Source organism: Paenibacillus motobuensis (assembly GCF_039521865.1).
Taxonomy (GTDB): domain Bacteria; phylum Bacillota; class Bacilli; order Paenibacillales; family Paenibacillaceae; genus Fontibacillus; species Fontibacillus motobuensis.
The window spans coordinates 111,558-127,137 of sequence record NZ_BAAACX010000008.1; the positions used below are offsets into that span (position 1 = coordinate 111,558).

Here is a 15,580-nt window from a genome sequence, read left to right on the forward strand (position 1 = left end):
AATTAAAATAAAATTGCGCCAATTATTATTACAGAATCTGGAGGAGGGATACAATAATAAACGATGGTTTCGGAAGCGCTATCATTTTTGTCGGATTTATCGTAATGTCCGGAGTAAGTGATTTGCATTATGACTCGGTTAGGAGGAAGGAACAAGATGCGAAATAGGTTTGTCGCTTGGTTGTTGATGGCGTCTATTATTTTCTCGGCCTTCTTTTCCAGTATCGGACTTCATATCGAAGCTTCTGCTGCAACAGGTCCGAACCTTGCGGCGGGCAAGAGCGTAACCTCTAGTGGTTATGCGGATGTATACGTAGCCAGCAATGCTGTGGATGAGAATCAAGGAACCTATTGGGAGAGTGCGAACAATGCATTTCCGCAATGGATCCAGATTCCTCTTGGCAGCTCAGTGAATGTTGAACAAGTCGTGCTTAAGCTTCCGGCTAGCTGGGAGACAAGAACACAAACCTTGTCCATTCAAGGCAGCATGAACGGCACGGATTTCTTCAATATCGTCAATTCAGCAGATTACACATTTAATCCCGCTACAAGCAATTCGGTCGCGATTGATTTTCCTTCAACGAATACGCAATATGTGAGAGTTCATTTTACAGCAAATACAGGCTGGCCAGCGGCTCAATTGTCAGAGGTCGAGGTGTATGGTGCTTCTGCACCATCGGCCAAACCAATCCCCGGCAAGATTGAAGCAGAAGCTTGGGACGCCATGTCTGGAGTGCAAACGGAGCCCACCTCCGATACTGGCGGCGGCTTGAATGTCGGCTGGATCAATACCGGGGATTGGATGGATTACTTCGTTAGTGTGGCGGAGTCGGGAACCTATACGGTTGAATATCGTATCGCCAGCAACACGAACGCAGGAGAAATCCAGCTACGTTCTGGGCAGACGACATTGGCTACGACCTCAGTTCCTAACACGGGAGGGTGGCAAAGTTGGCAGACCGTCACGGCGACGGTGACGCTAACCCAAGGCTTGCAGACGCTGCGTGTGTATGCCGGTGGGCCTGATTTCAATATTAACTGGATTAATTTCAAGCTGGGCAATACGGGTACGGAACCGCTAACGGCACCTGGCAATTTAGCATATTCACAACCTGCGCCCGGAACGATATTGTTAACCTGGAATGCCTCTACAGGAAGTACAGGTGTCCAGAGCTATGAGATTTACGCAAACGATCAGCTTAGAGGCACAGTGAACGGTTCAACCCTTAATTTTACTGACAACCAGCCTTCCAGTGCTACTGTCACATATTATGTTATCGCTAAGGATGCTGCGGGCAATTCTTCACCGCGGAGCAATACCGTTACACGTGTCGGTGAAGGGGTCTCCGGCAGCAATCTGGCGCTGAATAAACCGATCACCGCCTCTTCAACAGTTCATACATTTATCGCGGCGAATGCGAATGATGGGGACACGAATACCTATTGGGAAGGAGCGCCGAACTCCTATCCGAACCAATTAACCGCCAGTCTGGGGGCGAATGCCAATATTACCTCGATTGTACTGAAGCTGAATCCATCTTCGGCCTGGGGAACCCGGACACAGACGATTCAAGTGCTCGGGCGGGAGCAAAATGCTTCCGGCTTCGTCAATCTGGTCTCCGCAGCGCCGTACACATTTAACCCGGCTACAGGTAATACGGTGACGATTCCGGTCACAGCAACCGCCGCAGATGTACGTCTCGTCTTCACAAGCAATACGGGCTCTTCAGCCGGGCAGGTAGCAGAATTTCAGATCTTGGGTACACCAGCCCCAAGTCCGGATCTTACGGTTTCCGGTATATCGTGGAGTCCAACTACGCCAAATGAGACAGCACCGATTACTTTAACGGCGCTCGTCAAGAATATCGGAACGGCATCTTCTCCGGCTACATCGGTTAACTTCTATTTAAATAACACTTTGGTGGGGACCGCCACCGTAGGCGCGTTAGCTCAAGGTGCCTCCCAGAATGTATCGGTGAACGTTGGCGCTAAGACGGCCGCTTCCTATATAGTTAAGGCTGTCGTTGATGAGAGCAACACGGTTGTAGAGTGGGATAAGACGAACAACAGCTTTACAAATCCAGCTCCACTAGTTGTGAGCGAGGTTCCAAGCTCCGATCTAATCGCAGCAGCCCTCTGGTCACCGGGTAATCCTAGTGCCGGAGATACGGTAACCTTCTCTGTGAATCTGAAGAATCAGGGCAATATCGCCAGCTCTAGTGGTGCACATGCCGTTACACTTGTGCTGAAGGATAGCTCGGGGAATACCGTACGCTCCTTAAATGGGACATATAATGGCAGCATAGCAGCAGGAGGATCGGCTAATGTATCGCTGGGCACGTGGACCGCTGCAAACGGCAATTATTCTGTAACAGCTACGGTTGCCGCAGATGCCAATGAGATTCCGGCGAAGCAGGATAATAATGCCAGCACCAGCGGGATGTACATCGGACGCGGCGCGAATATGCCGTTTACGATCATCGAGGCGGAATCGCCTGCGAACAAGACGAACGGAACGATTCTTGCTCCGAATTTCAAGCCTGGCGACTATGCAGGCGAAGCTTCAGGCCGCTCGGCTGTTTACCTGGATAGTACGGGAAAATATGTAGAGTTCACATTAACCTCCCCGGCTAACGCATTTGTGCTCCGTAGTTCCGTGGCCGAGAATACAACAGGAACCGTTAGCATTTATGCGAACGACGTGAAGAAAGGCACCTTTACGGTAACTTCCAAGTACTCGCATGTATACGCGACCCCAAGCACACTGGGGCAATTGGGATATGACAATCAACCAGGGTCAGGTCTGACCGCCTACTGGCTCTATGAGGATTCACAGTTGCTGCTGAATGAAGTGTTCCCGGCTGGAACGAAGATCAAGATCCAGAAGGATAACGGAGACGTACCATGGATCTATGTCGATCTATTGGAGACGGAGAACGTCGCACCGCCAGCTTCCAATCCTGATCCTGGCAAATATGTCGAGGTGTCTGCCAGCAAGTCCATTGAGCAGGCTCTGAATGAATTCAGACAGGATCAGACGAAGAAGGGAATCTTCATCCCCGCAGGCGAGTGGACGATCAATAGCAAGATATTCCTGTATGGAAGAGCGACGGAGATTATTGGCGCAGGCCCTTGGCATACGAAGCTGGTAGCTCCGAAGAATCAGACCAATACCGATGTCGGCTTTAATATTAGCTCTACGGCGGACGGATCTACGATTCGAGATTTATCCGCATGGGGGAACTACGTCTACAGAGTGGACGGACCCGGCAAATTTATCGACGGCAACGGAATGAAGAATGTGACCCTTCAGAATCTTTGGGTCGAGCACTTTATCTGCTTGTATTGGGGAGTTAACTCTTCCAACAACACCTTCAAGGACAATCGGATCAAAAATATGTTCGCAGACGGGATCAACATGACGAATGGGTCCTCCTATAATTTGATCGACAACAACTATGCCCGGGGAACTGGAGACGACTCTTTTGCCTTGTTCAGTGCGATTGATGCCGGAGGCTCCTATAATATCGGCAACAAGTACACTAACTTGACGGCAACCTGTGTTAGACGCGCAGCGGCATTCGCGGTATACGGCGGTTCCGACAATCTGTTCCAGAACCTCTATGGCGCGGATACGCTGACTTACCCGGGAATTACGATCAGCAGTTTGAGCTTCGGGTACAACACCTTAGGATTCGGGGACAAGGATACAGTGATTGACGGCGTGACCTTGGACAGAACAGGTGGAGATTTCTGGACCAGTGTTGGCGCAGACGACAAAATTAACGAATACCAGAACTTCGGGGCGATATGGTTGTTTGGAGCAGACAGAGCCTTCAAGAACATTCTGGTTAAGAACGTTGATATCAACAACCCAGTATACTTCGGTCTGATGTTCCAGACGAAATCGCCAGAGAATCTGGCGATGCAAAACGTCCGCATTGAGAATGTCAACATCAACAATCCAAGTCGTTACGGAATCAAGCTCGTAGTCAGTGCGGAGCAAGGGCAAGGCCCGGTCGTCGGCCAAGCAAGCTTCACGAATGTGAAAGTGAATAATCCGGGCGTTCGCGCGATTTATGGCGAGGATAAGAGCCCGAACTTCACGGTGAACAGAGTATCGGGCAATAACTGGTGATTGCTCTACCGCACGGCTAATATCCGGGGGGAGGAGCCGCGAGCGGTCCAGTTCAGGTGGAGGTAATTACAGCAGGGATGACATATAGAACAACAGGTGCAGCGCGAATTTTTGCGCTGCACCTGCATTTTTAGGCTCGAATATCTTGATATACACTAATGGTCAAACTTCCTGCAATTCCTTGATCGTAAATACAGTAGTCTGGTTTCTGCCGTTCTCTTTGGAATAATATAGCGCCTCATCCGCCCGCATCACCAACTGTTCGGCGGATTGGCCATGGGCCGGGAACGAAGAGATGCCTGCAGAGACCGTAATCGATTGGCCTGTCGGACTGATCGTTGAGACAAGCTGCTCGCGCAGCCGCTCTGCCAGAGCTTCGGCTCTGTCCAGTTCGCCATGCCTGATCAAAATAGCAAACTCCTCGCCACCGTAACGGCAAGCCACATCCCCGTTGGAGAAGATCTGTTGCATCTGCTGCGCCAAATAGCGCAGTACTGCATCACCGACGACATGTCCATATGTATCGTTCACCTGCTTGAAGTGGTCGATATCGAACAGAATTAGAGCAAAAGGGATCTTGCTCTCTATCCAGTCGGCGATCAGGCTGTCGAAGCCTCTTCGGTTGACAAGGCCGGTCAACTCGTCAATGTTCACTTTATGCCTCAAATATGTTAGATCCTGATTCATGCTCTGCAACGCTATTTTGACGCTTCGCGATAATAGACTGACCTCATAATAGGAGGAATGAATGTCCGGAATGTTCTCGGCAGGCACGGGATTCAGGATAGCTTGATCTGAGAATTGTGCCAGAGTATTCAATGGCTTGGCGATCCGGCTTGCGATCCACCAGCCAAGGACCAGAATCAACAACAGGAATGGCATTGCATAGAGCAGCATCCTATGGACCAACTGCCGCAACGGTTCATTGATTACCTCGTAAGGAGTCTGTGAGACGATTCCCCAGGAACTGTTTGGCTCGTATGCATAGCCTACTAAGAAGACATTACCTGGAGAATTTGCGACCTCCTGGGAACCGCTTTGGCCCGAGATAACCTTCTGTACGGCTTCATTCTTAATATGCTGTCCCACTCGCTCTTGCTCCGAATGAAAGATCAAATCTCCCTTTTTATCTACCACATACACATAAGAACCGTCCCCGAAAAAATGCTTCTTAAGCATCGTGCTCAGGACATTTTCTTCCTCCAGATAGATCGTTCCCCCTACGAATCCTTTATAAGTCCCATCATGATCTATGATAGGTGCTGACACCAGAATGATCAGTCGACCTGTTTTCGTCGTACGGTAAGGCTCGGAGATTAAGGGATTCTTCGTTATTACAGCTTCTTCGCTTTGCTTGGAGTTTAACTTGTCCCCAATGGATATTCCAATGTTATGCGGGCTATAAGCCTGCACTACCCGATTAGCATCTGCAATGACGATAGAGTTGAAATATTCGCTATTAGCTTGATAGAGATCATCAATCATTTGATGATTCAGCTCACTCGCACGCACGGATATGGAGGCAATCGCCGCAATGTTCTCCTGCATCGTCTTCAATAGCTCATCTGTGTTGGAAGCCAGCTTCTTGGAATAGGACTCATTCTTATTCAAATAATTGTCGATCAAGGAAGTACGGTTAACCTGTAAAGCAGATGTAATGCTGGTTAGCATCGTAAGCAAAATGGCTGAAATAACTAGTAGAGAAATGGTGAACCGGAGAGTAATACCTTTTTTGATAATTGGTTTCAAAGCCTCATCCCGCCTGATTAATTATGATGTAGAGGACAATCATGCCCTGAGTTATAACACATTATATAACAGAGCGCATGCTAGGAATATAGCCAAGGCAAATTCATGTTATTATGGAAGCAGATTCCCGAAATGGAGGAGGGCTCGTGAATGAGGAATTGGTTCGCCAAGAATAAGGAGGACAAGCTAGCCCAGAAATGCTCTCGATGCAAGCAGGCGAAGAAGCTGATATTCTATGCGAACAACTTTGGGGTGGTCAGAGGCCTGTGCAAACCGTGTAGAAAAGAAATCGGCGACAAGGAGGAGCTATTTCCGATATAGGGAGCGTTCGTTTCCTGCGGTAAAACGGAGAAGCATCCATTTGATTCCAACAAATCCGTCGAATATAATAGTTGAATAGACATGTCCATCAAATACTAACGAAGAGGTACAGAATGATGATTAGAAAAATGGAACAAAAAGACAGAGAAGCTTTCGTTGAAATGTCCAATGAGTTCTATCACTCAGATGCAGTGCTGCACAGCATTCCCGAGAGCTTCATTCGGAAGACCTTCGATGAGTTAATGGCTGGCAGTCCTTATATTGACGGCTATATCTTTGAATGCGACGGCGAGAAAGCGGGATATTCCCTGCTCTCGATTACTTATTCGAACGAGGCCGGAGGCCTGGTTGTCTGGGTGGAGGAAATTTACATTCTTCCGAAATTCCAAGGCAGAGGTATCGGCAAGGAATATATGGACTTTATCGAAGAAGCCTATAAGGGAAAAGCAGCCAGAATCCGTCTTGAGGTTGAGGAAGCGAACGAACGGGCTATCAATATCTATAAGAACAAGGGATATAAACAGCTCGACTACGTTCAAATGTACAAAGGGAAATAATACGGTTAAGACGTTGAAATTATTACGTCTCCTTAGAACAGGGATCATCTTGAAGAGCCTTCCATTTGGCTTCGGGATGGTCCCTGTCTTGTTGTAAATTCTGTTGACTTACACGCCTCAGGGAACAATAATAGGCTTAAGCAACAATATGTATTATCATTTTTGCACACGTGAACATTGTTGAGGAGGAAACAATCTTGAAGATGACATTCCGGTGGTATGGGCAAGGCAATGACTCGGTGACGCTGGATCAGGTACGGCAAATCCCGGGTGTAGAAGGTATCGTGTGGTCGCTGCATGATTTAGCTGCAGGCGAAGAATGGCCGATGGAGCGCATTATGGCTGAGAAAGCTTATATCGAGAAGCATGGCTTTCACATCGATGTTGTAGAGAGCGTGAATGTACATGAGGATATCAAGCTTGGACGGCCGTCACGCGAGAAATATATAGAAAATTATAAGCGCACGATTGAGAAGCTCGGACAGGCAGGCGTTAAAGTAATCTGCTACAATTTTATGCCGGTATTTGACTGGACGCGTACGGATATGTTCAAGGAATTGGAGGATGGTTCGACGGCGCTTTTCTTTGAGAAAGCGATTGTCGACAACATCGACCCGTTCGAACTGGTACGCAGGATGGAGAGCTATACTTCGGAAATAACTATGCCAGGCTGGGAGCCGGAGCGCCTGCAGCATTTGGGTGAGCTGTTTGAAGCCTACAAGCAAGTGTCGGAAGAGGATCTGTGGGCAAACCTACAGTATTTCCTGCAGGAGATTGTCCCGGTCGCTGAAGCTAGTGGCATTAAAATGGCGATTCATCCCGATGATCCTCCATACTCGATCTTTGGCTTGCCGCGCATTATTACGAATAAAGAGAATATCAACCGTATGCTGAATCTCGTCGACAGTCCGTCCAATGGATTGACGATGTGCACGGGCTCCTTGGGCTCAAGCCGTGATAATGATGTCGCTGATATGATCCGTACCTATGCGGACCGCATTCCTTTTGCTCATATTCGTAATGTTCGAGTATACGATAATGGAGACTTCATCGAGACCTCGCACCGGGCCAAGGACGGCTCTGTTGACATCACGGATGTTGTTAAGGCTTATCATGAGAACGGATTCACCGGTTATGCTCGTCCTGACCATGGCCGTCATCTGTGGGGAGAGAAGTGTCGTCCAGGTTATGGGCTATATGATCGTGCATTAGGCATTATGTACTTATGGGGTGTGTGGGATTCCCTAGAGCGAGAGAAGAATCGGTAATTTGAATCATCTGTCTCCCGACAGAAATCTGATCGAAACTTTCAATCAGGATAGATGTCGGGAGTTTTTTGGGATATATTGTATTTCAAATCCTATTAATTACAGGTATTCGTATCATTATGAGTTATTTTCGGGCTATTTTAAAATAAATCGTGGATCATTCTTATATGAACCTTCATCTTGAATTGATAATATAAAAACGCAGCAAGAAATTATTGATTCAAAACAGGAGGGGTTTAAAGATGTTTAAATGGAAGCGTTTCCTGACAGTTTTGGCAGCTACAACTCTGCTGGGATCGCTGGTTGCCTGTGGTGGCGGAGGAGAAGCAAAGAACAACAAGCCATCAGACAAAGCTGGCAATTCGACAGCGGCAGCAGGGGATCAGCAAGTAAAGCTACGCATTATGTGGTGGGGTTCACAACCACGTCATGAAGCGACATTGGCAGCTTTAGAACTATACACAAAGAATCATCCTAACGTTACATTTGAACCTGAATATTCCGGTATGGACGGTTACTTGGACAAGTTGTCTACACAGGCAGCAGCTAAGAACGCACCGGATGTCGTTCAATTGGATCCAGGCTGGACTCCAGACTGGGCGGCACGCGGTCAATTGATTGATTTGGCTCCTGAAGTTGATGTGAGCAAGGTTGATGAGAAGGTATTGGCTGGCGGCAAACTCGATGGCAAGCAATATGCGGTTCCGCTCGGATCCGTAGCTTATGGAATGATCTATGACAAAGCAGCGATGGATAAGCTGGGTCTCAATAATCCACAAAACGGATGGACTTGGGATGATTTCTTCGCTCTTGCTAAAGAGTCTAAGTCCAAGCTTCCAAGTGGACAATATTTCTCACAGGATCTTGCCGGCGACTACTTTGCTTATTCTGCATTCCAATACAGTAAAGGCAAAGGTCAAGTGATTACAGATGACGGCAAATTCAACATCGACCAGGATGCTTTCTTGGATTGGACGAGAAGATTTGAAGAACTGCGTAAGGATGGAATCGTACCTCCAGCAGATGTGAACTCTTCGGACGTACAATTTGACCCGCAAATGGATCTGATGGCTTCAGGTAAAATCTTGATGCGTCTGAGCTTCTCCAACAACTACGGTTCTTGGGATAGTCTGCATCCAGGAGCATACGCATTAGTTACGATGCCTCGTTCTGAAGAAGCAGGCGGCTGGTTGAAGCCTTCCATGTATTTGGCAGTAACCGAAGGTACGAAGCATGAGAAAGAAGCGAAGGAATTCGTTAACTGGTTCCTGAACGATCCTGAAGCAGCGAAGATTCTAGGAACGCAACGCGGATTGCCTGTTAACAAAGACAATGCTAAGGCGCTTGAGGAAGACATGAGCGATGTCGATAGAGTCGGTATGGAATTGCTGCGTGCAACCGAGCCTGATGGTCAAACTTGGTCTGCTGGCGCTGGCGGCTGGACGAACTACATCGATAAAGACTGGTTGCTCGTTCGCGATCAGCTCAGCTTCAATAAGATTACTCCAGAGCAAGCTTTCGACCAACTGAAGGATGCTGCTAAGGCATACGAAAAATAATATAGAGCTGGAGCCCGGGACGAATTCGTCCCGGGTCTTGGCATTAGGAGGACTACTCTATGAATACACCTGCATTTCCACATACAGGGGACGGCTATCAGGCCTGGCTCGGGTATCGTAGAATACCATCTAGTGATCTACGCGAGCAGTACTTGCCATATAATCGCATCATGATAGAGGAACATGCGGAGCGTGACGTGATCATCCAAGCTGCCATTGCTGAGCTGATCCGGGGTCTCGAAGGGATGCTAGGTCAAGCTCCTGCAGTATTAAGCAGCTGTGAACAATCTCCCTGTGTTGCGCTTGGGATCTTTGGCAGCAGCGCTGTGATTGATGGAGCAATTCAGGAAGGGACCTCCTCGAAGGTTTGCGAGGAAGGTTATGTCATTCGAACAGACAACTTGACTGGCTGCATCGTGATCGGCGCGGTATCCTCCGTCGGTATTCTATATGGAGTCTTCCATCTGCTGCGTCTGCTTAGCACGGGCGCTGATGTTGACGGTTTGGACATATTAGAGAATCCGGTTAATCAATTGCGGATGGTCAATCAATGGGACAATATCGACGGCAGCATCGAGCGTGGCTATGCCGGCAAGTCGATCTTCTATGCAGACAACAAGATTACGAGCGATTTGGAGCGCATCCGCGATTATGCGAGGCTGCTTGCATCTTCCGGAATTAATGCGATCTCCATGAATAACGTTAATGTTCATAAATATGAGACGATGCTTATTACACCGGAATATTTGCCTGATGTAGCCAGAGTGGCTGATATTTTCCGCGCCTACGGCATCAAGCTGTTCCTTAGTGTGAACTATGCCAGCCCGTTAGAGATTGGCGGACTTACTACCGCCGATCCGCTTGAACCGACTGTACGCGAATGGTGGCGCAATGTGGCATCTGATGTGTATGCAGCGATTCCTGATTTCGGTGGCTTCCTGGTGAAGGCTGACTCGGAGAATCGTCCGGGACCGTTCACATACGGGCGTAATCATGCTGAAGGAGCGAATATGCTCGCCGAAGCGCTTGAACCCTATAGCGGCATCGTGATCTGGCGCTGTTTCGTCTATAACTGCAAGCAGGACTGGCGCGACCGGAAGACAGATCGGGCTCGGGCCGCTTACGATCATTTCAAGCCGCTGGATGGACAATTCAAGGAGAATGTTATTCTGCAAGTGAAGAATGGTCCAATTGATTTCCAAGTTCGTGAGCCTGTATCTCCGCTGATTGGCGCGATGCCTGCGACGAACCAGGTGATTGAATTCCAGATCACACAGGAATACACAGGACAGCAGCGCCACGTATGCTATCTTGTTCCGCAGTGGAAAGAAGTGCTTGACTTCGACACCCATATCAAAGGCGAGGGCTCTACAGTGAAGCGTATTGTTGACGGCAGTCTACATGGAAGTCGTTACAGCGGCTTTGCTGCCGTATCGAATATCGGCGATGATGCCAACTGGACCGGTCATCTGCTGGCGCAGGCAAACCTGTACGGCTACGGCCGTCTGGCCTGGAATCCAGAGCTGTCCTCGGAGCAAATCGCGGAGGAATGGATTCGTATGAGCTTCGGCGGAGAGTCCGACCTGGTTGATGCGATCCTGCGGTTGTTGATGGATTCCTGGGGCATTTACGAGGCGTATACCGCCCCGCTTGGCGTAGGCTTTATGGTGAGTCCGAATCATCATTATGGCCCGGACGTCGAGGGATATGAGTATTCGATGTGGGGAACCTATCATTTTGCGGACTGGCAAGGGGTCGGTGTAGACCGGACTCAGGCAACGGGTACGGGGTATACCACGCAATATACCGGGGCGAACTTCGATGTCTATGAGTCGCTGGACACTTGTCCCGACAATCTGCTGCTCTTCTTCCATCACGTGCCATATACCCATGTGCTGCACTCTGGCAAGACTGTCATTCAACATATCTATGATACGCACTTTGAAGGTGCGGAGCGGGCTGCCGAACTTAGGGACAGATGGGCGAAGCTTGCGGATCGTATGGATGAAGGACTGCATCAGCAGGTGGCGGATCGTCTTGCCGAGCAAGCCGAGCACGCCAAGGAGTGGCGCGACCGGATCAATACGTATTTCTATCGCAGATGCGGCATTGCTGATGAGCAAGGTAGAGAGATTTATTAATTTTGCATAGTTTCCAATAAGAAGGAGAAGCGTGAATGCTTCTTCTTTTTTTCGTTATATTTTGAAAGATTTCGAGGATTCCTCTCCTTTAGTCCCCATTGGGGCGCCTATATACTTAATATATAAATTGACTACAAGAGGTGAGCACATATGAAAAGTTCTACGGCCGTCACCGCAACTGCGGTCAAGACTCCTAAGAAACGCCGTCCTTTTCTAAGTAGATGGAACGCCCCCATCGCAGGCTATTTATTCATTTCGCCTTGGCTGATCGGATTTTTCTGTCTTACGGCATATCCGTTATTTCTATCCTTGTATTATTCCTTTACAGACTATACCTTAATGGAACCTATCAACTGGATTGGACTTAAGAATTACGATCAAATTTTCACTTCCGATGCGAAATTCGTCCAATCCGTTAAAGTCACCTTCATGTATGTACTGGCTTCCGTTCCGCTTAAGCTGATCTTCGCCTTATTGGTGGCGATGATACTTAACCGGGCGATTAAGGGGATTACCTTCTACCGCACGGCGATCTATTTCCCTTCACTAATCGGCGGCAGTATTGCGGTTTCGCTCTTATGGCGGAATATTTTCGGCGTAGACGGTGTGTTCAACAAGATTATTGCCGTATTCGGCATTGCGGGGAAGGGCTGGATCACGAACCCGGATACGGCGCTCGGAACGCTGGTTCTGCTGAGCGTGTGGCAGTTCGGCTCAACGATGGTTATTTTCCTGGCGGGGTTGAAGCAGATTCCATCCGACCTGTATGAGGCGTCCGGGGTGGATGGCGCGAACAAGTTCGTACAATTCTTCAAGATTACCTTGCCGATGCTCTCGCCTATCATGTATTTCAACCTGATCATGGCGGTCATCAACTCGTTCCAAATGTTCACCTCCGCGTTCGTCATTACGAACGGAGGACCGATGAACTCGACGTATGTCTATGCTCTCTACTTATATGAACGTGCATTTAGCCGTTATCAATTAGGCTACTCTTCTGCTCTAGCGTGGATCATGCTTATTATGATCGTCGCGGCTACACTCATTATCGCAGGTACCTCGAAATACTGGGTATTCTACGAAGAAACAGGAGGGAAGAAGAGAAAATGACAAAACAGTGGAAAACAGCCTTCCGTCATATTTTTATGATCCTGTTCAGCCTTATAATGGTGTATCCGATTCTTTGGTGGATTGGAGCAGCCTTGAAGGACAACACCGAGATGAGCTCACCGAATATATTCCCTACCGTACCGATGTGGAGCAACTTCACAAAAGGCTGGAATTCGGTGCCGGGACATTCCTTTACCGATTTCTATCTCAACACCTTCGGGCTTGAAATTGCTGTGTTGATCGTTACGTTGCTATCTTGTACGCTTGTGGCATTCGGATTCGGCAGATTGGATTTTCCGCTCAAAAATTTCTGGTTCTCTCTGCTGATGCTGACGATTATGATGCCTGGACAAGTACTGATTATTCCGCAATACGCCTTGTTCCATAAACTGGGCTGGGTGAATACGTATCTGCCGTTCATCGTACCTCACCTGCTTGCAACGGGTGCTGGCGGAACCTTCTTCGTCTTCTTGCTGATTCAGTTCGTACGGGGGATTCCGAGAGAGCTGGATGAATCGGCCAAAATCGACGGCTGCAGCTGGTTTGGCATTTACTGGCGGATCGTTATGCCGCTGACGAAGCCGGCGATCGTAACCGTTATGATCTTCTGCTTCCTGTGGAACTGGGATGACTTCCTGGGGCACTTACTATATATCAACTCCGTTGATAAATATACAGTAGGTTTGGCCCTGCGGATGATCAACGATTCCCAATCTGCTCAGGAATGGGGACAATTGCTGGCCATGTCGCTCGTCTCTATTATGCCTGCTACACTCGTGTTTATGTTCCTGCAGAAGCACTTCGTAGAAGGTATTGCGACAACGGGAATTAAAGGATAAAATGAAGGGCATCATCCCTATGCTTACATGCGGTAAAGCGATGAACAATTCTGTTCGCTGCTTTACCGCTCTTTCTCATTTCGCGATTGGAGGAAGTAGACTAGCATGACTAACCCTTTCAAGAAATTCAGGATCGATCGGCTCTTTTTTTATCTATTCTCAGCTGTACTCGTGATTGTCATCGCTTTGATTGCTTGGGCAAGCTACAGCATCTCATCGAAAGCGCTGGTACGGACTACCTCTCACTACCAGCAGCAACTGCTGGATGAATTGAACAATGAGATTACGACGAGACTCCTCACGATCGAGCAGATCTCGTTATCGACCTCCCGTAACAATGAGCTGATTACTCTTCTTATGAACAGAGAGGATGAATATGATCGTTACCGGAGATATGTCGGTGTGCAGGAGGCACTGGCTAATTTAACTTACTCGATCCCCCTGATACAGGGGATTGATCTCTATATGAACCGTCCTTTCCAGGGAGAGTCCAAATACTATATTCAATTTCGGGATATTAACGATTTGAGTAAGCAGTACTGGTCCCATATGCTGGATAAGAATGATTTTGCCTGGAGCAGTGAGCATGAAGTGACTGGCTTCGAAGGCGATGTTCCAGTCCTTAGCTTCGCCCGTAAAATCATGTATAACGATAATTATCTTGGTGTTCTCATCATCCATATCAAAGCTGAACAGATTCGCTCCCTGCTGTCGGGGAAATCGACCGATTCGAACCGGATGATGACGAATTCGGCGGGCGAGCAGATTGTGAAGATCGGTCAAGTACTAGATCAGAACGAGTTGTCCAAGTGGATTGATCTGAAGGATCAGCAGTCCGGTTATGTCCATATTCGCGGCAACTCGAAGGTAGGCGATTCTCTGTTAGTGTATTCGAAGCTGGACAATTCCAACTGGACTCTAATCGAGATGACGTCCTGGAACCAGATCACACAGGACAGCTTCAGATTGGCCGAGGTGATCGCGCTGATTGGTATTGCTGCTGTCCTGATCGTCTTACTTCTAACGCTGTATATGAGTCGACAGTTTGCGAAGCCGATCAAAGAATTGGTGGCGGCGATGAGAATGTATTCGGTAGAGGGCAACAATGTGGAGCTATCTGCGGATTATGAGAATGAATTCGGTTATTTGTTCTCAGGTTATCGTAAGCAGAATGAACGGATTGAGGAGCTGTATCAGTCTGTGCAGCTTCGTTATGAGCAGCAGCGCAAGGCGGAGATTGAGGCTCTGCAAGCTAATATTAACCCTCATTTTCTCTATAATATGCTAGATCAGTTGAATTGGATGGCGATTGAAGCCGGGCAGGATGAGCTAAGTCGAATCCTGGAGCTGATGGGCCGCATGTTCCGAATCGGCTTGTCCAATGGAGACATCTTCATTACGATTGGCGACGAATTGGAACATATCAAGAGTTATCTGGAGATCCAGCAATTGCGCTGGGGTGGAGGGTTGCAATACGCGATAGATGCACCGGCAGAGCTTCGGCCATTCTTCATTCCGAAGTTAACACTTCAGCCTTTTGTAGAAAATTCGATCGTTCATGGCTTCAATAAAAGGCTGCACGGCTATGTCCATATCAAGCTGACAGCCTATGAAGATTCGCTATTCATTATCATCGATGATGATGGCAGCGGCTTAACGCGAGTGGTTGATGAACAGCAGAAGCGTCGTACCGGAGGCTACGGCATCCGCAATGTCAGAGAACGGATCGCTGGCTATTTTGGCGAGGAATACGGAATCACTCTCAGTGAACGGGAAGAGGGCGGGACCAGAGTCGAGATTATCCTCCCCCTATTAACGAAGCCGCCGGCATAGGGTATAGAGAAGGAATTTTTCACCCAACTGCCTTCATCGTATTAAATCATCAGAAGCTCATATACT

General features: G+C 48.3%; 10 protein-coding genes. 9 read left to right on the plus strand and 1 reads right to left on the minus strand.

The window, feature by feature from the left end; translation table 11 throughout:
* Positions 1 to 156 precede the first annotated feature (156 nt).
* Positions 157 to 4,137 carry a discoidin domain-containing protein gene (locus ABD014_RS08700; RefSeq protein WP_343859975.1) on the plus strand — a complete coding sequence of 1,327 codons (3,981 nt, stop codon included), beginning with the start codon at positions 157 to 159 and terminating at the stop codon, positions 4,135 to 4,137.
* 162 nt (positions 4,138 to 4,299) lie between these two features.
* On the opposite strand, the gene ABD014_RS08705 is transcribed toward ABD014_RS08700, so the two are convergent.
* Positions 4,300 to 5,886: a sensor domain-containing diguanylate cyclase gene (locus tag ABD014_RS08705; RefSeq protein ID WP_343859977.1), complete on the minus strand. Its 1,587-nt coding sequence runs from the start codon at positions 5,884 to 5,886 to the stop codon at positions 4,300 to 4,302.
* 150 nt (positions 5,887 to 6,036) lie between these two features.
* Between ABD014_RS08705 and ABD014_RS08710 the strand changes: the two genes are divergently transcribed.
* The 8 genes from ABD014_RS08710 to ABD014_RS08745 all read left to right on the plus strand — a co-directional run bounded on the left by ABD014_RS08710 (position 6,037) and on the right by ABD014_RS08745 (position 15,514).
* Positions 6,037 to 6,207, plus strand: coding sequence for a hypothetical protein (locus tag ABD014_RS08710; protein ID WP_343859979.1), 171 nt, complete (start codon positions 6,037 to 6,039; stop codon positions 6,205 to 6,207).
* Positions 6,208 to 6,320: 113 nt separating this feature from the next.
* Positions 6,321 to 6,764 carry a GNAT family N-acetyltransferase gene (locus ABD014_RS08715; protein ID WP_343859981.1) on the plus strand — a complete coding sequence of 148 codons (444 nt, stop codon included), beginning with the start codon at positions 6,321 to 6,323 and terminating at the stop codon, positions 6,762 to 6,764.
* 197 nt (positions 6,765 to 6,961) lie between these two features.
* The gene (gene uxuA / locus ABD014_RS08720) at positions 6,962 to 8,032 is read left to right on the plus strand and encodes a mannonate dehydratase (RefSeq protein WP_343859983.1); all 1,071 of its coding nucleotides are present in this window, start codon (positions 6,962 to 6,964) and stop codon (positions 8,030 to 8,032) included.
* A gap of 242 nt (positions 8,033 to 8,274) precedes the next feature.
* Positions 8,275 to 9,591 carry an ABC transporter substrate-binding protein gene (locus tag ABD014_RS08725; protein WP_343859985.1) on the plus strand — a complete coding sequence of 439 codons (1,317 nt, stop codon included), beginning with the start codon at positions 8,275 to 8,277 and terminating at the stop codon, positions 9,589 to 9,591.
* 59 nt (positions 9,592 to 9,650) lie between these two features.
* The gene (locus ABD014_RS08730) at positions 9,651 to 11,732 is read left to right on the plus strand and encodes an alpha-glucuronidase family glycosyl hydrolase (RefSeq protein ID WP_343859987.1); all 2,082 of its coding nucleotides are present in this window, start codon (positions 9,651 to 9,653) and stop codon (positions 11,730 to 11,732) included.
* 150 nt (positions 11,733 to 11,882) lie between these two features.
* On the plus strand, positions 11,883 to 12,842 hold the full coding sequence (locus tag ABD014_RS08735) for a carbohydrate ABC transporter permease (RefSeq protein ID WP_343859989.1): 960 nt from the start codon (positions 11,883 to 11,885) through the stop codon (positions 12,840 to 12,842).
* On the plus strand, positions 12,839 to 13,681 hold the full coding sequence (locus tag ABD014_RS08740; protein WP_343859991.1) for a carbohydrate ABC transporter permease: 843 nt from the start codon (positions 12,839 to 12,841) through the stop codon (positions 13,679 to 13,681). Before ABD014_RS08735 ends, ABD014_RS08740 begins: the two co-directional genes overlap by 4 nt.
* A 105-nt stretch (positions 13,682 to 13,786) precedes the next feature.
* On the plus strand, positions 13,787 to 15,514 hold the full coding sequence (locus ABD014_RS08745) for a cache domain-containing sensor histidine kinase (protein ID WP_343859993.1): 1,728 nt from the start codon (positions 13,787 to 13,789) through the stop codon (positions 15,512 to 15,514).
* The last annotated feature ends 66 nt before the right edge of the window (positions 15,515 to 15,580 follow it).